General features: G+C 74.6%; 22 protein-coding genes and 1 tRNA gene. 8 read left to right on the top strand and 15 right to left on the bottom strand.

What is annotated here, in order from left to right; translation table 11 throughout:
* Positions 1 to 48 precede the first annotated feature (48 nt).
* The 4 genes from Q7T67_RS12770 to Q7T67_RS12755 all read right to left on the bottom strand — a co-directional run bounded on the left by Q7T67_RS12770 (position 49) and on the right by Q7T67_RS12755 (position 6,207).
* Entirely contained in the window at positions 49 to 1,026 is a 978-nt protein-coding gene (locus tag Q7T67_RS12770) for a hypothetical protein (RefSeq protein ID WP_304789956.1), read from the bottom strand.
* A 227-nt stretch (positions 1,027 to 1,253) separates the two neighbouring features.
* Entirely contained in the window at positions 1,254 to 1,631 is a 378-nt protein-coding gene (locus Q7T67_RS12765; protein WP_304789953.1) for an FKBP-type peptidyl-prolyl cis-trans isomerase, read from the bottom strand.
* Positions 1,632 to 1,800: 169 nt separating this feature from the next.
* Positions 1,801 to 5,547, bottom strand: a complete 3,747-nt coding sequence (locus tag Q7T67_RS12760) for a hypothetical protein (RefSeq protein WP_304789950.1) — start codon at positions 5,545 to 5,547, stop codon at positions 1,801 to 1,803.
* Between the two features lie 360 nt (positions 5,548 to 5,907).
* Positions 5,908 to 6,207 carry a hypothetical protein gene (locus Q7T67_RS12755; RefSeq protein WP_304789948.1) on the bottom strand — a complete coding sequence of 100 codons (300 nt, stop codon included), beginning with the start codon at positions 6,205 to 6,207 and terminating at the stop codon, positions 5,908 to 5,910.
* 211 nt (positions 6,208 to 6,418) lie between these two features.
* On the opposite strand from Q7T67_RS12755, the gene Q7T67_RS12750 reads away from it, so the two are divergent.
* Together Q7T67_RS12750 and Q7T67_RS12745 are read left to right on the top strand one after the other, a co-directional pair.
* Positions 6,419 to 6,769 (top strand): P-II family nitrogen regulator, encoded by a 351-nt coding sequence (locus Q7T67_RS12750; protein WP_304789945.1) that lies wholly within the window; start codon positions 6,419 to 6,421, stop codon positions 6,767 to 6,769.
* Positions 6,769 to 8,043 carry an ammonium transporter gene (locus Q7T67_RS12745; protein WP_304789943.1) on the top strand — a complete coding sequence of 425 codons (1,275 nt, stop codon included), beginning with the start codon at positions 6,769 to 6,771 and terminating at the stop codon, positions 8,041 to 8,043. The genes Q7T67_RS12750 and Q7T67_RS12745 overlap by 1 nt, the downstream gene beginning before the upstream one ends.
* Here the strand turns inward: Q7T67_RS12745 and Q7T67_RS12740 are convergent, their stop codons facing one another.
* Complete coding sequence (locus Q7T67_RS12740; RefSeq protein WP_304789941.1) at positions 8,044 to 8,643, bottom strand: TetR/AcrR family transcriptional regulator; 600 nt, start codon at positions 8,641 to 8,643, stop codon at positions 8,044 to 8,046.
* A gap of 97 nt (positions 8,644 to 8,740) precedes the next feature.
* Between Q7T67_RS12740 and Q7T67_RS12735 the strand changes: the two genes are divergently transcribed.
* From Q7T67_RS12735 to Q7T67_RS12725, 3 genes are all read left to right on the top strand, one after another.
* Positions 8,741 to 9,970 (top strand): cytochrome P450, encoded by a 1,230-nt coding sequence (locus Q7T67_RS12735; RefSeq protein ID WP_304789938.1) that lies wholly within the window; start codon positions 8,741 to 8,743, stop codon positions 9,968 to 9,970.
* A gap of 130 nt (positions 9,971 to 10,100) precedes the next feature.
* Positions 10,101 to 11,684 carry a GMC family oxidoreductase gene (locus Q7T67_RS12730; protein ID WP_304789935.1) on the top strand — a complete coding sequence of 528 codons (1,584 nt, stop codon included), beginning with the start codon at positions 10,101 to 10,103 and terminating at the stop codon, positions 11,682 to 11,684.
* Positions 11,685 to 11,866: 182 nt separating this feature from the next.
* On the top strand, positions 11,867 to 12,241 hold the full coding sequence (locus tag Q7T67_RS12725) for a hypothetical protein (RefSeq protein WP_304789932.1): 375 nt from the start codon (positions 11,867 to 11,869) through the stop codon (positions 12,239 to 12,241).
* A 26-nt stretch (positions 12,242 to 12,267) separates the two neighbouring features.
* Here Q7T67_RS12725 and Q7T67_RS12720 read toward each other — a convergent pair whose 3' ends face one another.
* Genes Q7T67_RS12720 through Q7T67_RS12710 form a run of 3 tightly spaced genes read right to left on the bottom strand, consistent with a single transcriptional unit; the run spans position 12,268 to position 14,845 of the window.
* The gene (locus Q7T67_RS12720) at positions 12,268 to 13,056 is read right to left on the bottom strand and encodes an ABC transporter permease (protein ID WP_304789929.1); all 789 of its coding nucleotides are present in this window, start codon (positions 13,054 to 13,056) and stop codon (positions 12,268 to 12,270) included.
* Positions 13,053 to 13,841, bottom strand: coding sequence for an ABC transporter permease (locus Q7T67_RS12715; protein ID WP_304789926.1), 789 nt, complete (start codon positions 13,839 to 13,841; stop codon positions 13,053 to 13,055). Before Q7T67_RS12715 ends, Q7T67_RS12720 begins: the two co-directional genes overlap by 4 nt.
* Entirely contained in the window at positions 13,838 to 14,845 is a 1,008-nt protein-coding gene (locus Q7T67_RS12710; RefSeq protein WP_304789922.1) for an ATP-binding cassette domain-containing protein, read from the bottom strand. The genes Q7T67_RS12715 and Q7T67_RS12710 overlap by 4 nt, the downstream gene beginning before the upstream one ends.
* A 144-nt stretch (positions 14,846 to 14,989) precedes the next feature.
* Between Q7T67_RS12710 and Q7T67_RS12705 the strand changes: the two genes are divergently transcribed.
* A complete protein-coding gene (locus Q7T67_RS12705) occupies positions 14,990 to 16,039 on the top strand; it encodes a hypothetical protein (protein ID WP_304789919.1) in 1,050 nt (349 codons plus the stop codon).
* Between the two features lie 115 nt (positions 16,040 to 16,154).
* Here the strand turns inward: Q7T67_RS12705 and Q7T67_RS12700 are convergent.
* Together Q7T67_RS12700 and Q7T67_RS12695 are read right to left on the bottom strand one after the other, a co-directional pair.
* Positions 16,155 to 16,228 (bottom strand) — tRNA-Met (locus Q7T67_RS12700).
* A 63-nt stretch (positions 16,229 to 16,291) separates the two neighbouring features.
* Positions 16,292 to 17,083 carry a TetR/AcrR family transcriptional regulator gene (locus Q7T67_RS12695; RefSeq protein ID WP_304789915.1) on the bottom strand — a complete coding sequence of 264 codons (792 nt, stop codon included), beginning with the start codon at positions 17,081 to 17,083 and terminating at the stop codon, positions 16,292 to 16,294.
* Positions 17,084 to 17,240: 157 nt separating this feature from the next.
* Here Q7T67_RS12695 and Q7T67_RS12690 point away from each other — a divergent pair, with 157 nt between their 5' ends.
* A complete protein-coding gene (locus Q7T67_RS12690) occupies positions 17,241 to 18,164 on the top strand; it encodes a Ppx/GppA family phosphatase (RefSeq protein WP_304789912.1) in 924 nt (307 codons plus the stop codon).
* Positions 18,165 to 18,219: 55 nt separating this feature from the next.
* On the opposite strand, the gene Q7T67_RS12685 is transcribed toward Q7T67_RS12690, so the two are convergent.
* A complete protein-coding gene (locus Q7T67_RS12685; protein WP_304789909.1) occupies positions 18,220 to 19,839 on the bottom strand; it encodes an adenylate/guanylate cyclase domain-containing protein in 1,620 nt (539 codons plus the stop codon).
* A gap of 224 nt (positions 19,840 to 20,063) precedes the next feature.
* On the opposite strand from Q7T67_RS12685, the gene Q7T67_RS12680 reads away from it, so the two are divergent.
* Positions 20,064 to 21,566 carry an RNA polymerase sigma factor gene (locus Q7T67_RS12680; RefSeq protein ID WP_304789906.1) on the top strand — a complete coding sequence of 501 codons (1,503 nt, stop codon included), beginning with the start codon at positions 20,064 to 20,066 and terminating at the stop codon, positions 21,564 to 21,566.
* 84 nt (positions 21,567 to 21,650) lie between these two features.
* On the opposite strand, the gene Q7T67_RS12675 is transcribed toward Q7T67_RS12680, so the two are convergent.
* The 4 genes from Q7T67_RS12675 to Q7T67_RS12660 all read right to left on the bottom strand — a co-directional run bounded on the left by Q7T67_RS12675 (position 21,651) and on the right by Q7T67_RS12660 (position 23,815).
* The gene (locus Q7T67_RS12675) at positions 21,651 to 22,352 is read right to left on the bottom strand and encodes a hypothetical protein (protein ID WP_304789904.1); all 702 of its coding nucleotides are present in this window, start codon (positions 22,350 to 22,352) and stop codon (positions 21,651 to 21,653) included.
* 61 nt (positions 22,353 to 22,413) lie between these two features.
* A complete protein-coding gene (locus Q7T67_RS12670) occupies positions 22,414 to 22,695 on the bottom strand; it encodes an Lrp/AsnC family transcriptional regulator (RefSeq protein ID WP_304789901.1) in 282 nt (93 codons plus the stop codon).
* 65 nt (positions 22,696 to 22,760) lie between these two features.
* Positions 22,761 to 23,438, bottom strand: coding sequence for a metal-dependent hydrolase (locus Q7T67_RS12665; protein ID WP_304789899.1), 678 nt, complete (start codon positions 23,436 to 23,438; stop codon positions 22,761 to 22,763).
* On the bottom strand, positions 23,435 to 23,815 hold the full coding sequence (locus tag Q7T67_RS12660; protein WP_304789897.1) for a hypothetical protein: 381 nt from the start codon (positions 23,813 to 23,815) through the stop codon (positions 23,435 to 23,437). The genes Q7T67_RS12665 and Q7T67_RS12660 overlap by 4 nt, the downstream gene beginning before the upstream one ends.
* Positions 23,816 to 23,896: the final 81 nt, after the last annotated feature.

The raw sequence follows: 23,896 nt of genomic DNA, 5'->3' as shown, positions 1-23,896 counted from the left end.
GCCCCGCCGGTCCGCGGGGCGACGTGCCGCCGCCCCGCCCGGGGTCGCTCAGCGCAGGCGCAGCGTCGTCGCCCGCGCGGCCGACAGGCCGCCCGCGCCGGTGACCGCGACCTTCACGGCGGAGCTCTTCGCCGCGCGCTTCGTCGTGCGGAGCCGGAGGTTCAGCGTCCGCGACTTCCCGGCGCCGATGGTGGCGTAGGCCTTGCTCGTCGCCCGCGGGGTGACGCCCTTGCCGGCGGCGGACACCCGGACCCGCACGGTGCGGGCGGTCCCGGCGCCCGTGTTGCGGACGACGACCTTCGTGACGGTGCTGCTGCCACGCCGGACGGTCTTCGGCCTCGAGATCGTGACGGCGAGCTGCCCGGGCCGGGCCGCCGGCGTGGCCGGGGTCGCCGGCGTCGCCGGGGCGGGCGTCGTGGGCGCCGGGGACGGCGGGATCACCGTGACGGACGTCGGCGTCGGGATGAAGCCCGGGATCGTGAGCTTGCCGGAGTACGCCAGGGCGGTGGACGTGAGAGGCCCCGCACTCGCCAGGTACGGCAGGCACCCGGCGCTGGGCACCCCGATGCTGGCGTTCGAGCCGGACCCCGAGGCCCCGTAGGAGCCGTCGGCGAAGCCGATCGCGGACCCCGTGAGCGTCACGGGCGCGGTCGGGGCGATGGTGCAGGCGCCCTGGTCGCCGCTGATCGCGTACGAGATCGGGCCGGTGAGGTCGAGCGACCCGGTGGTCGCGTTCGGCCGGCCCGTGATCGTGCCGGTGGCCTGCGGGGTGATCCCGAGGGTGCCCGCGGTCGCCTTCGCGAACGTCACCCCGGTGGCGGGGAACGTCGCCACGAGCGTGTCCGACTCGATCGTCCCGACCAGACGGGTGGTGCCCGTCTGCGTGGTCGAGGCGAGCGACCCGACCTTGACCGTCCCCGACGTGAAGTCGAGCGTGATCGGCAGCGGGGCGGCGGTGGCCGTGGCGACGCCGCCGATCCCCAGGACGCCGGCGGTGACGCCGGCCACGATGGTTCCTCTGTGCATGGTGCTCCTCGTCGACGCCCGTGGGAGCACGAGCCGTATGCACCGTATCGCCGGATCCCGGCGTCCGCGAACGTCGAACGGACGAGCGTTTGACGCCCGCGCCCAACCGGGACGCGGCGTCCCGGTCGCGCGGGCGTCGCCCCGTCGCCGAGCCGGGAGCCGGCGGGCGGCCCCGGCGGGGACCGCGGAGCGGCGGCCCCGGGGAGTCCCGGGCGCCGGGCGCCGGTCTAGCGGACGCCGATGAGGTCCACGACGAAGACGAGCGTCTCGTCGGGCTTGATGGCGCCCGGGGCGCCGCGCTTGCCGTAGCCGAGCATCGGCGGGATGGTGATGCGCCGGCGGCCGCCGACCTTCATCCCCGCGACGCCCTGGTCCCAGCCCTGGATGACCATGCCCTTGCCGAGGCCGAACTTGAACGTCTGGCCGCGGTCCCAGGAGGCGTCGAACTGCTGCTTGTCGGACCAGGCGACGCCCACGTAGTGGACCTCGACGGTCTGTCCCGACTGCGCCTCGGGGCCGTCACCGACGACGAGGTCGTCGAGCTCGAGCTGGAAGGAGGGCGAACCGTCGGGGATCTCGACGCTGGGCTTCTCGGAGGTGCTCATGCCCGGGACGCTAGCCGGTCGCGGGACGCGGCTCGCCGCGGCCGGACGACCGGCGGTCGGCCTCCTGGGCCCGGGAACGCGGACGGCCCGCTCGCGCGGGCCGTCGTCGTGACCCGCCCGGTCCCGTGGACCGGGCGGGCGGCTGCGTGGCGGGCGGGCCCGCCGCCCCTCAGCTGCAGACGGGCAGCACCTGCTGACCGAAGATGTTCAGGATGTTGATGTTCAGGCCCAGCACCTTGACGCTCAGCTCGCGCTGACCGCCGCAGTTGAGGGTCCCGGCCTGGAGGTTGTCGAACTGGGCGCCGAGGAACCCCTTCGTGCCGCGGAGCCAGACGATCCGGTTGGTCGCGGTCGCCGGCGACGCGTCCGTGCCGATCTTGAAGGACTCGATCGTGCCCGGGTACTGGATGCGGTTGATCGTGAACGGCTGGCCGCGGGAGTCCGCGAACAGGTAGATCCGCGGGATGTCCTGGCCCGCGTACTTGAACGTGCCGCTCTGCCCCAGGTCCAGACCGAGGTTGCGGAACCGCAGGTTCTCGACGTTGACCACGTTGCCGTCGACCGGCAGCGAGGCGTTCAGCGTCGTCCGCTGTCCGGCGAGCTGCGTCCCCGCGTCGTCGAGGTCGATCGACGTCTGAGCGGCGTACGGGCGGTTCAGCCCGGCCGCCGTCCCGCCCGACAGGGCGTTGGGGTTCGCACGGCGGCAGCCGCCGGCGGAGTCCACGCACACGTTCAGCGTCCGCGGCAGGTTGTCGAGCGCGAGGTCGAGCTTCGGGATCGACCCGAGGTTCGTCGCGTTCAGCGTCAGCCGGTCGAGGTTCCGTGCGTTGCCGAACGTCAGCCGCGTCGGCTGTCCGTCCTGCAGGACCGCGGCGATGCTCGTCGACGCGGACGTCTTCGAGAACCGGCCGTTGATCGTGGCCGCCGGCGCGCCGGCCTCTCCGGGCAGCGTCGCCACCAGGTCGACGGGCTTCGTCCGCGTCTCGTCCTGGTCCAGCCGGATCGCGATCGGGTCGAGCCCCAGGTTCAGGCCCTTCACGCCCGTCAGCCGCACGCCGACGCCGATGGCCGCCGGGTCCGCGCTGCGGTACTCGAAGCGGTCGGCGACCGCAGGGTCGTTCGTCCCGTCGGCCTGCAGGCCGGTGGCGGGGAGGTCGGTGGCGCCGGCGGCCAGCCGGAGCTCGCCGATCGCGGCCTCGCCGTCGCCGATGCCGAGCGTCGCGAGCGGCCTGGCGACGTCGCCCTCCTGCGAGGGCAGCGTCAGGTCGAACGCCTTCGGCACGTCGCGGACGGCCGCCGCGATGCGGTCGGTGCCCTCGAGGATCGGCACGCCGGTGGCCTCGACCTCCAGGCGCGAGACGCGCTCGGAGGCCTGGTAGGCGAGCTTGGAGCCGCCGTCGTCCGCGTCGGCCAGGCCGAGCTTGAACGTCGTCGGCAGGTCCTCGACCAGGGCCTCGACGTGGGTCGGGGCCGTGCCCGCCGGTGCGTCGGCGGCGGCGGCGAGCGTCGCGTCGACCCGGAAGGGCTTCGCCACGCCGGTCGTCGCCTCGAGCGTGATCGGGTCGGGGTCGACGGTGATCGACCGCAGCTCGAAGACGCGGGCGGCGAGACGGAACGCCCCGCCGGTGGTGTCGAGGAACGCCCCCGCGCCGTCCGCCGGCCCGGGGACGGACGGGAAGGGCGAGCCCGCGTCGGCGGCCTCGACCTCGACCGTCTTCACGGCGACGCCGTCGGCGGTCAGGCCGATGCGGCCGTCGTCGCCGCTCCGGACGCCGATGGCGCCGTCGCCCTCGACGCCGGAGAGCCGGACGTGGAGCTTGTCCGCGCCGTCGACGAGCGGGATGCCCGTGCCGGTGACGTCGATCGTCTCGACGGGTGCGTCGGCGGCGTAGCGCAGGCGCGTGCCGTCGGCGCCGTCCTCGAGCCCGAGCGTCAGGCGCTCGGGCAGGTCGAGGATGTCGGCCTGCAGGTGGACCGGGGCGGCGCCGTCGCCGGAGCCCGGGACCGTCGCGTCGACCCGGAAGGGCTGCGCGACGCCCGTCTTCAGCGCGAGGCTCACCGGCGAGGTGCCGAGCGTGACCGACTCGGGGCGCAGGATGCGGGCGGCGAGCCGGAACGCGCCGCCCGTGGTGTCGACGAAGGCGCCGGCCGCGTCGTCGCCGCCGGGCACGGAGGGGTAGTCCAACCCGCCGCCGGTCGCGGCGACGTCGAGCCGGCCGATGGTCAGGCCGTCCGTGGTCAGGCCGATCCGGTCGTCGACGCCCTCCGGCGCGCGGAACGCGAGCGCGCCGTCGCCGTCCAGGTCGCGCAGCGCGAGCCTCAGCCGGTCCGCGCCCTCGACGAGGCCGAGGCCCTCGGCCTCGACGGAGAGCTCGGACACCGGCGCGTCGGCGGCGTAGGTGAGGCGCGGGGTGTCGCCGTCCTGCAGGCCGATCTTCAGCGCCGTCGGCAGGTCGCGGACCAGCGCCGTCAGGTGCAGGGGGTCGGAGCCGGCCCGCGCGCCCGGCGTGCGGGCGTCGATCCGGAAGGTCTGGGCGACGCCGGTGCGGAGGTCGACCGCGGCGGGCGACGGCGCGACGGACACCGAGCGCAGGCGGAAGACGCGGGCGGCCAGGCGGAAGCGCCCGTCCGTCGTGTCGACCAGCGCACCGGCGTCGGTGGCCGCGCCGGGGACGGTCGGCAGCTCGCCGGCGCCGTTCGCGGCCTGGACCTCGATGCGGTCGATCTCGCCCTCCGACGAGAGGCCGAACGCACCCTGGGTGGTCTCGGGGGCCCGCAGCGCGATGGCGCCCTTCACGGGCATGCCGTCGAGGTCGGCCCGGAGGCGGTCGGCGTCCCCGAGCAGGGGCTTCTTCGACCGGACGTCGGCGATGAGCCGGCCGATCGACGTGCCGTTGCCGTCGTAGGCGACGCGGGAGCCGTCCCCGTCGAGCGCCAGGTCGAGCGTGGCCGGGAGCGTCCGCAGCTCGGCGCGCGCGTCCAGGTCGGGGGTCGAGAGGTCCGCGGTCAGGAGACCGCCCGGACGGTTGGTGGTCGCGCGGACGGCGGTCGAGCCGCCGAGGCCGACGGTGAACGCCGCGACGTCCGGGGCCTGCCGGTAGTCCAGGCGCGCCTGGGTCGCGTCGACGCGCTGCGCGCCGGTGCCGGAGAACACGCCGGCGAGCACGGCGACGCGCTCGCCACGCGCCGTCTGCGTCACCGTCGCCTCGACGGTGGGCTTCGGTGCGAGCAGGGCGTCCGCGGGGGTCGAGACGACGAAGGTCCCGGGCGCGCGGTCGTCGCGGGCGTCGTAGCCGATCGCGATGCGCCGGCCACCGAGGATCGTGCCCTTCGGGTCGCCGACGATCGCCTCGACCTGGACGGGGAGCGTGGAACGCTCGCCGCTCGCGCGCTCGACCTTCAGGCCGACGGCGTTGCGGCCGACGATCGTGATCGTGCCGACGAGGTCGGGCGCGAGGTCGTCGTCGACGTTCAGCGGGGTCGGGACGCCGAGCTGCGCGACCTGGGAGCGCGAGACCAGGGTGCCGTCGGCCCGCCGGAGCTTCGTCTCGAAGCGGTAGTCGAGGACGCCCGCGTTGCAGGCGAGCGTCGTCAGACCCGAGGTGATCGGCGAGAGACCGCCGGTCACCGGGTTCTTGACGAGTCCGTCGACGACGGACGTCACCGGGCACAGCACGCCCTGGACGACGCCGCCGAGGCCGTTCTGCCCGCCGAGCAGCCCGAGGATCGGGCTCAACGGGTCGGCGGCCTTCGCCGTCGTCGCCGGTGCGGTCGTCGCGGTGGTCGTCGGGGCCTTGGTCCCGCCGAGCAGGCCGCTGAGCAGCCCCGCCTGTGCTGGTGTCGCGACCGCCAGCGTGCCCATGCACGCCGCCGTCGCGACGAGCGCCCCGGCCGTGCGCCGTCCTGATGTCTTCACGCGGTGCTCCCTCTCGGATATGTGTCGATGGTCGTTGCACACATCGCCGGGGACGCGATAGGGCCTCGAGGGGACCAATCTGCCCATGTCGCGACAGGGTGTCAAGGCGCCATCTCGTGTCCGCGGCGACGACCACCCCGTCGGGTGGCGCGATACGGCCTGCGACCATGCGTGGATGAAGCACCCCCGCAGCTGGACGCCCTTCGAACGCGTCGCCGTCGGCATGGGCGTCGGCTGGGCCGTCGTGATCGCGGCCATCGTCCTGAACGTCGCGGGCGTCCTGGGCTGAGCGCCCGCGGCCCCGTGGCCGGCGCGGCGGGGCCGGGCGGGTCCGCGACGGGCGCGGTCGCCCCTGGCGGACTACGACCGGGAGGGCGTGGGAGTCGGCCCGCGCCGCGCGGTGAGCTCCAGCAGGGGCGGAGGCGGCGGGGCCGCGGGCGCGGCCAGCCTCCGGAGCCGGCCGCCTCGGTCGTTGACGACGACCGTGCGGCCCGAGGCCAGGAGCACGTGGTACCGGCCGACGTCGTGGACCTCGAGGCAGCCGTCGCGGAACGTGCGGACGAGGTCGCGAGCGAGCACCTCGAGCACGACGCCCGGGGCGTCGTGCTGCGCGAGCTCGACGCGATCGCCCACCGATAGACGCTCCCCGGTGCGGTGCACGCGAGGAGCGTACGCAGGACACCGGACGGACCCGTGTGCCCGCCGTCACAGCGTTTGCAGGGAGAACGGCGGGCACGCCCCCGGACGTCCCCCGCGGCCCGTCGGCGCAGGCGCGGCCGGGACGGGCTCGCGCCGGCCCCCGCGTCACCGCGCCGTGGCGCGCTCGCACCGGTCCCCGTGGACCGTGTCCACCCGGCTAGAGTCCCCGCGCGTGAAACTCGTGATCGGCATCGTCCGGCCGGAGAAGACCAACGACGTGCTCGAGGCGCTGTACCGCGCCGAGATCCGCGGGGTGTCGCTCAGCCGGATCCAGGGCCACGGCGGAGAGCTCGACCGCGTCGAGACCTACCGCGGCACCCAGGTCAAGATGGGGCTCGAGGACAAGGTGCGGTTCGAGGTGGCGGTCTCCGACGACGTCGTCGAGAAGACGATCGAGGCGATCTGCGAGGCCGGACGGACCGGCGAGGTCGGCGACGGCAAGATCTTCGTGCACGACCTCACCGAGGCCGTCCGGATCCGCACCGGCGAGCGCGACGTCGACGCCGTGAGCCCCAGGCGCTGATGCCGGGCATCGACACGGCGGACACCGCCTGGATGCTCGTCGCCACGGCGCTCGTCCTGCTGATGACGCCGGCGCTGGGCCTCTTCTACGCCGGTCTCGTGCGCGAGAAGAACACCCTGAACACGTTCATGATGTGCGTCGCCGCGATCGGCCTGGCGACCGTCACGTGGGCCACCGTGGGCTACTCGCTGGCCTTCGACGGCGACGGCAAGATCATCGGCGGCCTCGGGCACGCGTTCATGAAGGACGTCACGTTCGCACCGCGCGACGGCACGAAGATCCCCGAGCTCGTCTTCTTCGCCTTCCAGGCGACGTTCTGCATCATCACCGTCGCGCTCGTCGCCGGCGCGGTCGTCGAGCGCATGCGGTTCGTGCCGTTCCTGATCTTCGCGTCGGTGTGGTCGGTCCTCGTCTACGCGGTCCTCGCGCACTGGGCGTTCGGCGGCGGCTGGCTGCAGCAGCAGGGCACCCTCGACTTCGCCGGCGGCGTCCCGGTCGAGATGGGCTCCGGCTTCTCCGCCCTGGCCGCCGCGATCGTCGTCCGGCCGCGCAAGGACTACGGGCGCCAGGCGATCGTCCCCCACAACGCGATGTTCGTCCTCCTGGGCGCCGGCCTGCTGTGGTTCGGCTGGTTCGGCTTCAACGGCGGCAGCGGCTTCGGGGTCGGCAAGCCGGGCATCCTCGCGTTCGTCAACACGCTGCTGGCGCCCGCCGCGACGCTGGTGGTCTGGATCGTCCTGGACCTCGTGCGCGGCCGCCAGGCCACGGCCATCGGCGCGGCCACCGCGATCGTCGTCGGCTGCGTGGCGATCACCCCGGCGGGCGGCTTCGTCAGCCCGGGCTGGGCGCTGGCGATCGGGGCGATCGCCGCGTTCCCCTGCTACTTCGCGATCCTCTGGCGCCCGCGCACCCGGGTCGACGAGACGCTCGACGTCCTCAGCGCCCACGGCGTCGCCGGCCTGACCGGCACCCTGCTGATCGGCTTCGTCGCCCAGGCCACCTGGAACGACGGCGCCGGCAACGGCCTGCTCTACGGCGACGCGGGCCAACTCTGGTCGCAGGTCGTCGCCGTCCTCGCCGCGCCCGCCTACGCGTTCGGCATGACCTGGCTCCTGATCAAGGGCCTCGGGCTGCTGATGCCCCTGCGCGGCCCGGAGAACGAGGAGGCCCTGGGCATGGACCTCACGCACCACGGCGAGGAGGCCTACGCGTCGGGCGAGGGCGCGATCCTCATCGGCCTGGGGCCGGGGGTGGGTCGCAGCCCGCGGGTCTGATCAGTCCGCGGGCACGACGGTCCGCCAGAGCCGCTCGACCGCCCGCAGCAGCGCGTCGTCGCTCACGCGCGGGGCCCCGAGGTGCTCGGTGAACGAGCGCTCGGTCATCCACACGAGGCCGTAGGCGAGGGCCTCGGCGTCCTCCGCGGCGAGGCCCGGGTCCGCCCGCCGGGCCCGCTCGGTCGCGTTGACGATGAACCAGTCGTGGAACGCGCGCCAGAACGCCGCCACCTCCGCGTCGTAGGTGGCGGCCTCCACCAGGGCACCGACGGTGGCGCGGTGCGCGGCGAACGCCGCCAGCACACCGGTCAGGGTCGCCCCGATGTCGTCGGTGTCCGTCCGCAGCCACGGCGAGGCGGCCCTCCGGGCGTCGGCCTCGAAGCCGGAGCCCAGGGCGAGGACGAGATCGCGCTTGTCCTGGAAGTACGCGTAGAACGTCGGCCGCGACACGCCGGCCCGGGAGGAGAGCTCCCCGACGCTGAGCTCGGCGAACGCGCGCCCCTCCCCGAGCAGCCCGACCGTCGCGTCGAGGATCTTCGCCCGGGTCCGCCCACGTTGGTCGTCGGGCCCGGACGACCGGCGGGAGAGGACGGACGACATGCGCCGACGGTACCGCATGACAACTCCGGTTGACAGTGTGTAAAGCAGTGTGGGAGGGTCGCCCCAGTCCGCTCTCGCGTCGATCCGGAGCCCCCTCATGAGCACCACGAAGCCCGCCTCCCCCACCGTGCGCGTCGCCGATCCCGAGCACTGGCGGGCCGGCCCGCCCCTCGAGCTCTTCCGCGAGCTGCGGGACGGCGACCCGGTCCACTGGTCCGACGGCATGTCGTCCTTCCCCGACGAGCCGGGGTTCTGGTCGATCACGACCCAGGAGCACATCCGTCAGGTCAGCAAGGACTGGCAGACGTTCTCGTCGGAGCGGGGCGGCATGGTCGGCATGCCCTGGGCGGCGATCGAGGTCCAGAACGGCATGTTCATCGGGATGGACCCGCCGAAGCACGACCGGCTCAAGGCGCTGTTCCAGCGCGGGTTCACCCCCCGGCGCACCGCGGAGCACGAGCCCGCGATCCGCGAGATCACGCGCGGCGTCCTCGACCGCCTCGAGGGCCGCGAGACCTTCGACGTCGTCACGGACGTCGCCCAGCCCGTCGTCTCTCGCGTGATCGGCTCGTTCATGGGCATCGACCCCGCCGACGACGCCATGTGGGCGCAGCTGATGGCCGAGATCGTCGGCGGCGACGACGCCGAGATGAACCCGGACGGCCCGGACTCCGTGGTCGAGCGCGTGATCCCCGAGATCGTCTCCCGCTGCCAGGTCCTCATCGACGCGCGACGCGCGACCCCGACCGACGACCTGATGAGCGTCCTGGTCCACGCCGACATCGACGGCGAGCGTCTGTCCGACTGGGAGATCGTGATGGGCTTCATCCTGCTCGTCACGGCCGGCAACGACTCCACGAAGGCGACGTTCTGCAGCGGCATCAAGGCGCTCATGGAGCACCCCGACCAGCGCCGGAAGCTGCTCGACGACCCGTCGCTGATCCCGAGCGCCGTCGAGGAGTGCCTGCGGATGTTCCCCGCGTTCGCGCACTTCCGCCGGACCGCGACGAAGGACACCGAGATCGGGGGCAGGGCGATCGCCGAGGGCGACAAGATCATGATGTGGTACCCGTCGAGCGGACGGGACGAGGCGGTCTACGAGGACCCCGACCGGTTCGACGTCGAGCGCAACCCCGAGCACCAGGCGTTCGGTGCCGGGGGCCGGCACTACTGCCTCGGGACCGCCCTGGCGCGGCTCGAGCTGCGGGTCATGTTCGAGGAGACGCTCGCCCGCTTCCCGCACCTCCGCCCGGCCGGCGACGCGCGCTACGCGACCGCCATCTTCGTCAACCAGCTCACCACGCTGCCCGTCGCCGTCGGCGACTGACCGCACCCGGCCACGTCGCCGCGTGTCGCCCGCCGGTCGGGCGCCCGCGCGGCGGCGATGATCGCGACGCGTCCCGGACCGGGGCCCGTCGCACCCGATCCTCACCCCACCCAGACCGCAGGAGCAACACGTGTACGACTACGTCATCGTCGGAGCGGGGTCGGCCGGCGCCGTCCTCGCCGCCCGACTCTCGGAGGACCCCGAGGTCACCGTCGCCCTGCTGGAGGCCGGGGGTGCCGACACGGACGAGGAGATCCACGTCCCCGCGGCCTTCGGTGCGCTCTTCAAGGGCCGCCGCGACTGGGACCTCAACACGGAGCCCGAGCCCGCGCTCGGCGGGCGCCGGGCGTACCTGCCGCGGGCCAAGGTGCTCGGCGGCTGCTCGTCGATGAACGCGATGGTCTACATCCGCGGCAACCGCGTCGACTACGACGAGTGGGAGGCCGGCGGCGCCGAGGGGTGGGGCTACGACGACGTCCTGCCGTACTTCCGGCGCTCCGAGGACCAGGAGCGCGGCGCCGACCCGTACCACGGCACCGGCGGCCCGCTGCCGGTGCGCGAGAGCCGGTCGGCGAACCCCGCCGCCGACGCGTTCGTCGAGGCCGCCGGTCAGGCCGGACACGAGCACAACCCGGACTTCAACGGGGCCCGCCAGGAGGGCTTCGGGCGGTACCAGGTGACGCAGGAGAACGGGATGCGCGCCAGCACCGCCGTGCGGTTCCTCCACCCCGTCATGGACCGCGAGAACCTGACCGTCATCACCGACGCGATGGCCCTCCGGCTGCTCTTCGACGGCGACCGCGCATCGGGCGTGGAGATCGACCGCGCAGGGACCGTCGAGGAGGTCCTCGCGACCCGCGAGGTGCTCGTCTGCGCCGGGGCGTACGCGTCGCCGCAGCTGCTCATGCTCTCGGGCATCGGGCCGGCGGAGGGGCTCGAGCCGTTCGGCATCGAGGTCCGCCGCGACCTGCCCGTGGGCCAGGGCCTGCAGGACCACTGCATGCTGCTGATGAACTGGGCGGCGGACTACGAGTCGCTGATGACCGCCGCGACGCCCGAGAACGTCGAGCAGCTGCAGCGCGACGGGACCGGGCCGCTCACCTCGAACATCGCCGAGGCCGGCGGGTTCATCCGCACCCGGCCCGGTCTGGACGCCCCCGACTGCCAGTTCCACTTCGCGCCGGCGCTGTTCTGGCAGGAGGGACTGGGTCCGGCCACCGAGCACGGCATGGCGTTCGGGCCCGGGGTGGTCAAGCCGACGAGCCGCGGTGCCGTGGGGCTGCGGACGGCGAACCCGTACTCCAAGCCGCGGATCGTCCACAACTACCTGACGACGGAGGAGGACCGGGCCACGATGCTGGCCGGTGCCCGCGTCGCCCTGGAGATCTCGCAGCAGGAGGCGCTGCAGGCGTTCATCACGGGAACGTTCGTGGCGCCGGCGCCGGACGTGTCGGACGAGGAGCTGTGGCGGTACGTCCAGGACCACACGATGACGATCTACCACCCGACCTCGACGTGCGCGATCGGTCCGGTCGTCGACCCGCGCCTGCGCGTCCACGGGATCGAGGGCCTGCGCGTGGTCGACGCCTCGGTGATGCCGTCCGTCACGCGCGGGAACACCAACGCCCCGACGATCATGATCGCCGAGAAGGCCGCGGACATGATCCGCGAGGACGCCGCCACGAGCGTCCGGAGCGCCGCCGCCACGGCCTGAGCGGCGGGTCCCGGCGGACGGTGCCGCACGCGGCCGTCCGCCGGGCGGTGCTCGCCGGACCGCCGGAAAAGCGCCCGGCGGCCGGCCGGACACGTACGGTTGGCCCTCGGCCCCCGGCGTCTCTCCGGGCGGCCGCACGCTGCCGCGCACCGACCGTCCCCCACCCGACCCCCGCCACCTCCATGAGCACCGACCACCTCGCAGCCCTCTCCGCCTCCGCCGACCGCCTCGCCGAGGTCCGCCCCGGCGGCCGGCTCGCCCTCAGCTCCGAGCTGCTGGACGTCCTCTACGACCGCATCACCGAGGCGGGCGAGGCCGACCCGGCGATCCCGGCCGCCGTGGCCGAGGGCGACGCCTACCGGCACGCCATCGACGCGGGCTGCCCGCCCGCGTTCCACCCCGGCGTGCCGGCCGAGCACGTCCCCGTGCTGGAGGCGCTGCGCGAGCGGTTGGGCCTCGACCGCGCCGACGCGCTCGAGCTGCCGCAGGACGCGGACCCGCGACACCTGCGGATCCTCCGGGCCATCGGGTGCGAGGTCGTCGGCGCCGCGGACTGACCGGCGCCCGACGGGACCTCGCCGGCCTACCGCCCCATCCGCCGCAGCCCGACCATCGCCAGCGCCCCGAAGAACGCGATCATCCCGGCGAGCGCGACGAGGCCCGGCCAGGTGTGGGCGAGGCTGACGTCGATGCCCGACACCGTCGCCTGCCGGCCGAGCTCCAGGACGTGCGACACCGGGTTGAACCGGGCGACGTCCTCGAGCCAGCCCTTCAGCAGCAGCTGCGGCGTGTAGGCCGTCGAGAGGAAGACGCCGAGGAACACACCCATCTGCATGAGCGGCCCGGCCTGCTGCGTGCGGAAGATGACCGCCATCGCGATGCCCCACATCGCCGCCACCGTGCAGAAGCCGACGGACGCGACGTAGAGCGCCAGGATGCCGAGCGGGCCGCCGGTCAGCTCGCCGCCGATCAGCAGGCCGACGACGAGGACGAGCGTCACCGGCACCATCGCCCGCGTGATCGCCCCGAGGACCGGCCCGAGGATCAGCAGGGGCCGGGCCACCGGTGCGACGAGCAGGCGGTCGAACCAGCCCTGCTCGATGTCGCGGGCCAGGTTGGCACCAGCGGCGGCGCCGGCGAAGCCCGCGCCCTGCAGGCAGCACAGCGGGATGATCCACGACAGGTACGAGTCGGTCGGGAAGCCCGGCAGGCCGGAGAGCCGACCGAACTGGCCGCTGGTGCCGAGCAGGAAGACGAGCGGGGCGATCGACGTGCCGACGAGCGCACCGCGGACGCGGGTGACCTCGCCGAGCGAGCGGATCCAGAAGGCCCAGGCGACGGGCCCGGCGGGGGAGTTCGTACGGGAGCTCACGTGCGGCGCGCCCGGTCGCGGAGGGCGAGGACGGCGAGGCCCGTGGCGAACGCCGCCAGGCCCACCGCCGCGGCGAGGCCGAGCCACGGGTCGCCGAGCGACGCATCGTCCTGCAGCAGTCCCCGCGCGCCCTCGACCACGTAGGTCAGCGGGTTGTAGGCCGCGATGTCGTGGAGCGTCGGGGTCAGCAGGTCGCGCGGGAAGAACGCCGGGGCGGTGAAGAGCAGCACGAAGACGAACGGGAAGATCGACTGCATGAGGTTCATCGACCCGGTGCGGATCGCGATGGCGATCGCGAGCCCGCCGATGCCGACCGCGGTGAGCGCCGCGAGGATCGCCGCACCGACGGCCCCGAGCACCCCACCGGGGTAGCTGGCCCCGAAGATCAGGGCCACGGTCAGGAACCACGCCATCTGCAGGACCGCGAGGCCCAGCGTCCCGGCGAGGCGGCCGAGCACGAGGCTCGTCCGGCGGACCGGGGCGGCGAGCAGCCGGTCGAAGAACCCGCCCTCGATGTCCGACGCCATCGCGATCCCGGCGGTCAGGCCGGCGAGGAGCGCCCCCTGCAGGAGCGTCCCGGCCACGACGAAGCCCAGGTACGAGGAGACCTCGGGGAAGTCGCGCAGGTCGCGGCCCGCGCTGGTCCCCGACGCGATCACCGCGAGCAGGAAGAGCGGCAGGACGAACGTCGGCATGAGCAGCTGCGCGCGGCGGAACTGCAACGTCAGCGCCCGACGCCCGAGCGCACCGACGACCCGCGACTCCCGTGCCGCCGCGGCGATCACGCCCCCACCCCGGCGGTCTCGCCGTCGGCGGCGCCGCCGCCGGCCCCCTCGAGCGTCGACCCGGTGACCGCGGCGAAGACGTCGTCGAGCGTCGGGCTGACCACCTCGACGGACTCGACGGCGATCCCGGCGTCGTCCAGGGCGCGGATGGCGTCGGGGACGGTCGCCTTGCCGCGGGCCGCGCGGATCGCCACGCGGGCGTCGTCCGCGCAGTCGACGAGCGGGCCGACGGTGGACAGCGCGCGGCGGGCCGCGGGCACGTCCGCCCCTTCGGCGAGGTCGACGTGCAGGGTCGGCTCGCCGACGCGCGACTTCAGCTCGGCCGGGGTGCCCTCGGCGACGAGCGACCCGCCGGCGATGATCCCGACGCGGTCGGCGAGCTGCTCGGCCTCCTCGAGGTACTGCGTCGTCAGGAAGACCGTGGTGCCGTCGTCGTTGAGGCCGCGGACCTCGCGCCACAGGGCGTTGCGGCTGGTCGGGTCGAGGCCCGTGGTCGGCTCGTCGAGGAAGAGGACCTTCGGGCGGTGGACGAGCGCCATCGCCAGGTCGAGCCGCCGGCGCATGCCGCCGGAGTACTGGCCGACCCGCCGGCCGCCGGCGTCGGTCAGACCGACCCGCTCGAGCAGCTCCGTCGCCCGGCCCCGGGCCTCGCTGCCGCGCATGCCGTGGAGCGCGCCCTGCATCCGCAGGAGCTCGACACCCGACATCAGCGGGTCGATCGCGGCCTCCTGCAGCGCCACGCCGATGTTGCGTCGCACGGCGTCGGCGTCGGAGACGACGTCGTGCCCGGCGACCCGCGCCTCTCCCCCGGTCGGCCGCAGCAGCGTGACGAGGATGCGCACCGTGGTCGTCTTGCCGGCGCCGTTGGGGCCGAGGAACCCGTAGATCTCGCCCTCGGGCACCTCGAGGTCGAGGCCGTCGACGGCCTTGATGCCGCCCTTGAACGCGCGCTCGAGCCCGCGGACGGCGACGGCTGGGTGCGAGGACGATGATCGAGAGGCCACACAGCGAGAGTAGAGGGCAGGGGCCGGGTGCCCGTGGCAGCCCGGGTTCACGTTTTCCGCCCCGCCGCCCGCGGAGGTGTCGGGGCGGCCGAGGGGCTCGCCCGCCGGTTGACCCCGACCGGCCCACCGGTCATCGTCCCCGGCGTGGCGCGACCCCGGCTCCGCGCGGCCGGAGCGGTCGCGCTCCTCGTCGTCCTCGTCGCCGTCCTGGTCGTCCTGCTCCCCCGCGGCGGGGACGACGAGCGTCGCACGCGCACGGGCGCCACCGACGGCGCGGGCCACCAGCTGACCGGCCTGTCGGTCGTACCCGACCCCGAGGGCGACGGATGGCTCGGCGTGTCGCACCGACCGACCGGCAGGGGTCCCGCCGACTTCGCCGTCGGCCTGGCGACCTCGAAGGACCTGCTGCACTGGACCCCGGTGGCGGAGCTCGACGCCGACGGGGGGAACATGCCGGTCCTGCACGCCCTGCCCGGCGGCGGCTACCTGCTGGCCTACGAGGACTACGTCCGCGTCGACGACGGCAACGCGATCAGCCGGATCCGCGTCCGCGCCTACGCCGACCGCGCCCGCCTCCTGCGCAACACGTGGGCCGTCCAGCGGGAGCTGCCCGCGACGCTCTCGGACAACAACGAGGGCACCCCGTCCTTCGAGCGCGTCGACTGGAACGGCTCCGCGGGCGCCTCGACGATCACGCTGCGGTTCCACTACAACGCCGACGCGAAGGGCGTCGACCGGCAGGGCATCGGCACGCTGCGCGGCTTCCGGGACTGGACCGCCCGGCGCGACGAGGCCCTCGACGAGACCCTGACGCGGGCCGGCTTCCCCGCCAGCCACGGCCGCCGCTCGACCTTCCGCGCGGGCGGACGCCCGTGGATGCTGATCGAGGTGCAGCGCCGTCCGGGCGACTTCTCGACCTGGCGCCTGGTGCTCCTGGACCGCGGCCCCGCCCCGCGCGCCGAGCCGACCGTCGTCTGCGGCGGCGACGCCGGCGTGCCGACCGCCCCGTCGGTCGGCGTGCCGTGGGTGCAGATCGCCCCGGACGGCGAGGGGGGCCCCGACCTCCTCTTCCTCTCCGCCTTCGTCTTCGACGGGCCCAGTGCGGGGACGTTCCTGGCGCGGAGCCCGCTGCCGCGAGGCGTCGCAGCGGACCAGGTCGCGGGGCTGTTCCAGCGCTGCGCGCCGGCGCGGTGAGCGGCACCGCAGCGAGACGCCGAAGGACGGCCGATGCGCGCCGGAGGGCCGGCGGGCAACGCCTACGGAGACCCCGGAAACGCGAAAAGCGCCTCCGAAGAGACGCTTTCCGTAGTAGCGGGGGCAGGATTCGAACCTGCGACCTTCGGGTTATGAGCCCGACGAGCTACCTGACTGCTCCACCCCGCGGCGGACACAGAAAGATAGCGACTCGCCCCTCCGGATGCGCTCTGCCCCGGCGGGGCTCGCGCGTCAGGCGGACCCGCGCGCGGACGACGGGTCGTAGGCGCTGAGGATCATGCGGCTGATCTGCTCGGCGAGCATGCGGGGCGGGAAGCGGCCGGGCTCCTGGATCAGCGCGCGGGCGGCGTTCTCCGCCATCCCGACGAGGAGGAAGCCGTGCAGCCGCCCCTGGCGCTCGGCGTCGGGGATGCCCTGCCGGGCGATCCAGCCCTCGGCGAGCGTGGAGATCTGGTCGATCTGGCGCTGCCGGCCCCGCTGCACGCGGCGGGTGATGTTCGCGTCGGAGCCGCCGGCGCCGAGGAAGACGACCTTGAAGGACTCCGGCGAGGCGACGACCGCCTCGAGGAACGCGCAGAGCGCCTCGGTGATCGCGGGCTCGAGGTCGTCCTCGTCCAGCTCCGTCGGCACCGCCGCGGAGATCGCCTGGAGGATGCGCTCCTCCTCGCGGCGCAGGAGCTCGCCGAAGAGGGCGTCCTTGCCGGCGAACGAGCTGTAGACGACCGGCTTGGAGACCCCGGCGCGGCGGGCGATCTCCTCCATCGACGCGCCCTCGTAGCCCTTCTCGAGGAAGACCCCGAAGGCGGCGTCGAGGATCATCGGGCGACGGCGCTCCGGGCCGAGGTGGGCGGCACGCGGGCGGGGCTGGCCCCGGCCGCTCGGCCGGGTCGCCCGGCCCGCCGCCTTGCCGGCCTTGGCACCGGCCTTCACGACGGCCTTGCGGGCGGTCTTCGCGGACTTGGGGAGGGACGTGGAGATCGAGGGCTTGGTCATCTTCAGGCGTGGACCGGGGGACTGCGGCACTGGCATACTACCGCCGGTAGGCCCCCCCGTCAGGTGGTGTCCGCGGACGCTCCCCCCGACCGGACGGACGGCGTGGCGACCCCGCCAGGCTCGTCCGGTGCGGGACCGGCGGATACGGGGCACCCGGACGGCCGGGCACCGAGGGTAGGGTGGCGCGATGCGCCTCGCCGCGGTCGATCTCGGGTCCAACTCCACGCGCCTCCTGATCGCCGACCTCGAGGACGACGGGCGGCTGACCGAGGTCCTCCGCCGCGCGACGGTCACCCGCCTCGGCGCCGGCGTCGATCGCACGGGCAGGCTCGACGACCGCGCGCTGGACCGGGTCCGCGCCGAGCTGCTGGTGGTCCACGGCCTCCTGGCCGAGCACGGCGTCGAGCGTGCGGTCGGCGTCCTGACCAGCGCGGTGCGCGACGCGGAGAACGGCGCCGAGCTGACCGAGCACGTGCGCTCCCTCGGCATCGACGCGCGGACGATCCCCGGCGAGCGGGAGGCCGAGCTGACCTTCCTCGGCGCCACGGGCGGGCGGCCGCCGGAGGACCGCCCCGTCGCGGTCGTCGACGTCGGGGGCGGCAGCACCGAGCTGGTCGTCGGCCGCCCGGGATCGCCGGAGTTCGCGGTCTCGACGCAGGCCGGCGTCGTCCGGCACGGCGAGCGTCACCTGCACCACGACCCGCCCGCGTCCGACGAGCTCGTCGCGCTGGCCGACGACGCCCGGGACGTCTTCTCCGCGGCCGTCCCCGAGGACGTCCGGGCGTCGGTCGGCCGGGTGATCGCCGTCGCGGGCACCGCGACGTCGTGCGCCGCGATGATCCAGGAGCTGGACCCGTACGACGTCGACCGGGTCCACGGGTTCGTGCTGGCGCTCGCCGAGGTCGACGAGCTGACCGCGCGTCTGGCCCAGATGACCGAGGCCGAGCGCCGCGAGGTCGTCGGTCTGCAGGCCGACCGCGCACCCACGATCGTGGCCGGCTGCGTGCTGCTCTCCGTCGCCCTGCGCACCTTCGGGGTGAAGGAGTGCGAGGTCTCCGAGCACGACATCCTGCGCGGGGCGATCATCGCCGCCGCGACCGGCGAGTTCTAGGAGCCCGCCCCCGCCCACGGCGAGTCCAGGCCCCCGCCCCCGCTCCCGCTCCCGCCTACCGTCCCGGAGGGCCGCCGCCGTCGGGCCGCGCGAGCAGGCGGCCGAGGCCGTCCTCGAGCGTCGGCAGCGGCTCCTCGACGCGTCCGCCGAGCAGCGGGGCGTGCAGGCGCACGGGGATGCGCTTCCCCCGCACGGGCGCGGGCGGCCGCGCGGAGATCGTGCCGTGGTCGCGCTTCAGGCGCCGACGCGTCTCCTCCGTGAAGAGCACGACATCGCCGGTCTGCCGGGTGATCGCCTCGACGCGGCTGGCGGTGTTGACCGGGTCGCCGATGACGGTGAACGCGGCCCGTCCGCCGCCGCCGATCGTGCCCGCGACGACCGGACCGGAGTTCACGCCGATGCCCAGGCGCAGGTCGCCGCGGAAGTGCTGGCGGACCGCGCGGGCGACCTCGATCGAGGCGGTGACCGCGCTGTCGGCGTGGTCCTCCAGCTCGGTCGGCGCCCCGAAGACGGCCAGGAGCCCGTCGCCCTGGAAGGTGTTGGCGTGGCCGCCGTAGCGCTCCACGACCGGGACGACGACGCCGTAGAACTCGTTGAGGAGCGAGAAGACCTCGGTCGGGGTCGAGCCCTCCGCGAAGGCGGTGAAGCCGCGGATGTCGATGAAGGCGACCGTGACCTCGATGACCGTGCCCTCCAGCTGGGGCCCCTCGTCGAGGACCCGCGAGGCGATCGCCGGGTCGACGTAGGTGCCGAACGCCTCGTGCAGCCGGTCGCGCTCGCGCAGGCCGCGCAGGCCGATGTTCACCTGCCGCGCCAGCCGGCCGATCTCGTCGCCGCCGAGGATCGCCGCGGGCCGGTCGAGGTCGCCGCCCTGGATCGCCTGCATCGTGGCGCGGAGCTCGTTGATCGGCGCGACGAAGCTCCGGACCAGGAGCGCCGCCAGCAGCGTCGCGATCGTCGCCGCGCTCACCAGCGCGATGGCGATGCCGACCCCGAAGTCCGCGAGGCCCTGGTCGCTCGTGCTGAAGCTCGCGACGACGCCGCCGGTCACGACCGTCGTCAGCGGGACCCCGGCCAGGAGGCGCATCCGCAGGGAGAGGGAGCGGTCGAGGACCGCGTCGTCGTCGAGTCCCGGCGCGACGACCTCGATCACCGGGCGCAGGACGAGCTCGACCTCGAGGTAGCGGATCAGCACGCCCGCCAGGAGGACCACCGACGCGGCGAGGATCAGGACGACGCCACCCGGCCACACGGCCAGGTCCGCCACCAGGCAGATCGCGACCACCATGGTCAGGGCCCAGAGCATCGTCCGGGCCGCGGCGCCCGCGCCGACCAGGCGCAGCGGCAGGACGACGAGCGCGCGCCAGGCCTCGGTCGCCCGCGCCGACACGATCCCCTCCTCCCCGCCGCCGCGCTCGTGGGCCTCCCACGCCCGCAACGGCCGCAGGTGGTACCAGGCGGTGGCCATCACCAGGACGTTCTCGGCCAGGGTCAGCGCCTGCGACATGCCGATCAGCAGCAGCCAGCCGCCCGCCGGGAGGTCCAGGAACCGCATGAGGATCAGGATCGCCGCGAGGACGACCAGGTGCGCCTGGGCGAGGACGAGCGAGAGCGCGACCGCGGGGTAGCGCTCGCCGAGACGGCGGTGCAGCGAGTGGAGGGGGCGCCGGGCCACGGCCGGGGATTCTCCCAGGAGTCGGGGCGGCTCCTCGGTCCCCGCCGCCGGGTGGACCGCGTCGGCGGCCCGGGCGGCCGTTTGCGGCGCCTTTACCAACGAGGGCTACGGTCTACGGACAGGTCCTCGCCCGACGGCGACGGATCCGTCGCCGGGTCCGCAACTCGGGGCGGTCCGCCGTGTTCCAACGGGGACTGGACGGTCCCCACGCGTCCGGCATCGCCATGGAAGTTTCCGCACTCGACACCGCCCCAGCCCTCCGAGGCCCGTCGACGCTCCTGCGCCTGCAGGGCGACGAGCGGCTCGTGACGTTGACCCGTCGGGGCAACCAGGCGGCCTACGAGACGCTCGTCCAGCGCTACCAGTCGCGGCTCCTGGCGTTCTGCCGCCACATGCTCGGCTCGCGCGAGGACGCCGAGGACGTGCTGCAGGAGGTCTTCGCCAACGCCTTCAACGCGATCATCGGCGACGACCGGGCGATCAACGTGCGGCCGTGGCTCTACCGGATCGCGCGCAACCGCTGCCTGAACCACCTGCGCAAGATCCAGCCGATCGGCGTCGACACGCTCGACGACCGCATGGCCGACCACGGGATCTCCGCCGCGGACACCGCGCATCGCCGCGAGGAGTTCCGCGAGCTGCTCGGCGACGTCAAGGCGCTGCCCGAGACCCAGCGCACCGCGCTCCTCCTGCGCGAGATCGACGCCCTCTCGTACGACCAGATCGCCGAGGCGATGGACACCACGGTGCCCAGCGTCAAGTCGCTGCTGGTCCGCGCCCGCGTCGCACTGGCCGAGGCCTCCGAGGCGCGCAACCTCACCTGCGAGGAGGTCCGCGACGAGCTCGGGCAGGTCTCCGAGTCGCTCCAACGCGTCTCCCCGCCGGTCCGGCGCCACGTCAAGGAGTGCGAGCGCTGCGCCGCGTTCCAGACCCACCTCAAGGCGAACAACCGCTCGCTGCAGGCGATCTTCCCGATCGGCCCGCTCGTGATCGTGAAGAAGCTGCTGGCCCACGCCACGGCCGGCGCCGGCGCCTCCGGTGGCGCGGCCGTCGGCAGCGTCGCGGCCGGCTCCGTGACCGGCGGCGTCCTGACCACGGGCGTCAGCGCGATCGCGTCGAAGACCGCGGCCGGCCTCGCCGCCGCGGCGATCTTCACGGCCGGTGCCGTCGAGGTCGACCACGCACGCGGCCGGTACGACTCCGCCGGCGCCTCGATCGACGTCCGCGCCGCCACGCGCGCGGCCGCCCCCGTCGCGGCGCCGAGCGTCCGCGTGTCCACGACGCCCCGCCGGGTCGCGCCGGCCAGCGGGACGACGACGGGCGGCCTGCCCGCCGCCGTCGCCTCCGCCGCGGTCACGACGGAGGAGCGCCGACAGCCGCGCCCCACCACCGCGACGACGACCACGACGACGCCGTCCACGACGACGACCGACACGGTGCCCTCCACCACGGGCACCGGCGTCACGGCCGCCCCGACCACGGGCACGACGACGACGCCGGCCACCACGGCGCCGACGACGACCGCCCCCGTCCCGGCCGACACCGGCGAGCAGACGGTCGTCCTGCCGCCCGCCGGCGCGACCACCACCGCCCCGACGACGACCCGGCCCCCGGCGACCACGACGACGCCGAAGCAGCCGCCGACCACGTCGACGTCCCCCGCGCCGCCGGCGCCGACGCCGACACCCGGCGCGACCGGTCAGCTGCCGGTCACCCCGCAGCCGTAGCGGCGGCCACCGGACCGCCGGCCCCGAGGACGCGGCGCACCCCCGAGGAGCGGGCGGCCCGGGGCCGCCGACCGCGTCGCGGTCTCAGGGCTTCTCGGTCCCGAAGGCCACGCCGTAGAACGGGGTGCGCATCGGGCCGTTGCCGCCGACCTCGCTGATGTTCGACACGACCTGCGACCGCTGGCTCTGCAGCGACACGTCGAGGACCCGCTCCTTCGTGCCCTGGGCGTCGGGCAGCAGCAGCACGCGGGCGCCGAAGAACGTGCGGGCCTGCGTGGTCGTGTCGCCCGGGATCCGGCGCTTGAACTGGTAGCGCACGATCCAGCCGCCGTAGTCGCTGCCGATGCGGATGCGGCCCGCGGAGCGGACCTGGTAGTCCTGCAGCGTCGCGCGGAGCGGACGCATCACGTCGTCGGCCCGGAGCGCCAGCTGGGCGATCGGACCGCCGGCGGGCTCGATCCGTGCCGGCGCGGGGCCGGCGTCCCGGTAGACGAGGTCCTCGACGCCGCGGCCCTCGCCGGGCTTCGTCCGCAGGTGCAGCAGCTCCCCCGTGCCGGCCCGGACGCGCTCGAGGCCGGCGTCGTAGCGGGTGTTGAAGGTCAGCGGACCCCGGATCACGGCCTGCGTCACGACGTCGCGCCGGGCGTACGCGACGGCCGCGACGAGCAGGAGGAGGACGACGGGCGCCGCGAGGATCGCCCAGCGGACGGGGCGGCGCAGCGCGGCCAGACGCGGGCCGGCGATGTCCTTCAGCGACGGTCCGTACTCGGGGCGCGCGATCGGCACGCAGGCGAGCGTACCGACCGCATGGCGCCGACGAGCCGCGCCGCCGGGCCCGGGGCGTCGCTCAGCCGCCGACGTCGAAGAAGGCGTCGAGGTCGTGCTTGGAGAACGCCTCGAACGCCATCAGCGTCTGGGTGCGCTCGACGCCCTCCTCGCGCGCGATCCCCGTGGTGACGACGCGGGCGAGGTCCTCCGGCCGCGACAGCCGGACGATCGCGACGAAGTCCCAGTCGCCCGTCACGGAGTACGCCTCCGCCACGCCCTCGAGGTCGGCGAGCCGCTCCCCGAGGTCGCCGAGGAACCGGCGGTCCGCCTGGACGAGGACGATTGCGGTGGAGGTCGACATGGGCGGAGGCTAGCCCCCCGGGCCGGCCACCGGTGTGATCCGGGGGCCGGCGGGGGACCGGGGCGTCAGACCTCGACGGAGGCGTCGGGGGCGAGGACGGACACCTTCGCCACCCCGGCCTCCTCGACCTCGCGCTTGAACGCCTCGGCGTCGGTCTCGATCGGCGGGAACGTGTCGAAGTGCACCGGGACGACGTGCGGGGCGGCGACGAGGCGGGCGGCCTCGACGGCGTCGTGGCGATCCATCGTGTAGTGACCGCCGATCGGGATCAGGGCCAGGTCGAGCGGATCGCGACGCGACGGCAGGGCCAGGTCGCTGAAGAGCGCGGTGTCGCCGAGGTGGTAGACCGTCTTGCCGCCGAGGTTGATGACCAGGCCGGCGGGGGTGTGCGGCGTGCCCTTGGGCGTCAGGCCGGTGTGCCACGCCGGGACCATCCGGACCCAGCCGCCGTCGAACTCGTGGGTGCCGCCGAGGTTGAGGTCGACGACGTCGAGGCCCTCCTCGGCGAGCTCGTTGGCGACCTCGACGATCGCGACGACGGGCGCGCCGGTCCGCTTGGCGATGGCGACGGTGTCGCCGAGGTGGTCGCCGTGGCCGTGGGTCAGGAGGATCAGGTCGGCGGGGACGTCGTCGGGCGAGGTCGTCGCCTTCGGGTTGTCGCCCAGGAACGGGTCGACGAGGACGTGGAAGCCGCCGGCCTCGAGGAGGATGGCCGACTGGCCGAGGAACGTGAGGGTCGTCATGCGGGGGGTGCTCCGTCAGGATCGTGTTCGGGGGACGGGTCCGCCTCGGCGGCCGCCGTCCCGGGTGCGTCGAGCTCGCGGGCGAGCGCGAACCCCACCGTTACCCCGACGAGCATCGCCAGCTGCGACTCGTCGGCGACGAGGGCGTGCAGCCGCGCCTCGCGCATCTTCGGATCGGGCTCGGCGGAGGCCTGGGTGATCTGCTGCTCGTGGCCCTGGCTGAACCAGCCGCCGTCGTGCAGCGCGCCGTCGATGATGCGCTGGAGGTTCGGCACCGCGTGGGTGACGACCTCCTCGGCGCGGCGCAGCCGGCCGGGTTCGCTGATCTCGCGGACGGCGGCGTCGACCTGCTCCGCGGTGTAGGGGCGATCGGTCACGCCTCCGAGCATACGGAGCCGTCCCGGTGGGCCCGGCGTGCGGGACTCCCCGGTCCGGCGCGGGCGCGGTCACGCCCGCGC

This window comes from Patulibacter sp., assembly GCF_030655195.1.
Classification (GTDB): Bacteria; Actinomycetota; Thermoleophilia; order Solirubrobacterales; family Solirubrobacteraceae; genus Patulibacter.
The sequence above is the reverse complement of the archived record's forward strand: the minus strand, read 5'-3'. Positions and strand labels throughout refer to the sequence as shown.

What these genes read in the sequence shown, in the direction of transcription:
- Q7T67_RS12770 (WP_304789956.1), bottom strand. Translation starts at nt 1,026, where the DNA reads ATGCACAGAGGAACCATCGTGGCCGGCGTCACCGCCGGCGTCCTGGGG.
- Q7T67_RS12765 (WP_304789953.1), bottom strand. Translation starts at nt 1,631, where the DNA reads ATGAGCACCTCCGAGAAGCCCAGCGTCGAGATCCCCGACGGTTCGCCC.
- Q7T67_RS12745 (WP_304789943.1), top strand. Translation starts at nt 6,769, where the DNA reads ATGCCGGGCATCGACACGGCGGACACCGCCTGGATGCTCGTCGCCACG.
- Q7T67_RS12740 (WP_304789941.1), bottom strand. Translation starts at nt 8,643, where the DNA reads ATGTCGTCCGTCCTCTCCCGCCGGTCGTCCGGGCCCGACGACCAACGT.
- Q7T67_RS12735 (WP_304789938.1), top strand. Translation starts at nt 8,741, where the DNA reads ATGAGCACCACGAAGCCCGCCTCCCCCACCGTGCGCGTCGCCGATCCC.
- Q7T67_RS12725 (WP_304789932.1), top strand. Translation starts at nt 11,867, where the DNA reads ATGAGCACCGACCACCTCGCAGCCCTCTCCGCCTCCGCCGACCGCCTC.
- Q7T67_RS12690 (WP_304789912.1), top strand. Translation starts at nt 17,241, where the DNA reads ATGCGCCTCGCCGCGGTCGATCTCGGGTCCAACTCCACGCGCCTCCTG.
- Q7T67_RS12680 (WP_304789906.1), top strand. Translation starts at nt 20,064, where the DNA reads ATGGAAGTTTCCGCACTCGACACCGCCCCAGCCCTCCGAGGCCCGTCG.
- Q7T67_RS12670 (WP_304789901.1), bottom strand. Translation starts at nt 22,695, where the DNA reads ATGTCGACCTCCACCGCAATCGTCCTCGTCCAGGCGGACCGCCGGTTC.
- Q7T67_RS12665 (WP_304789899.1), bottom strand. Translation starts at nt 23,438, where the DNA reads ATGACGACCCTCACGTTCCTCGGCCAGTCGGCCATCCTCCTCGAGGCC.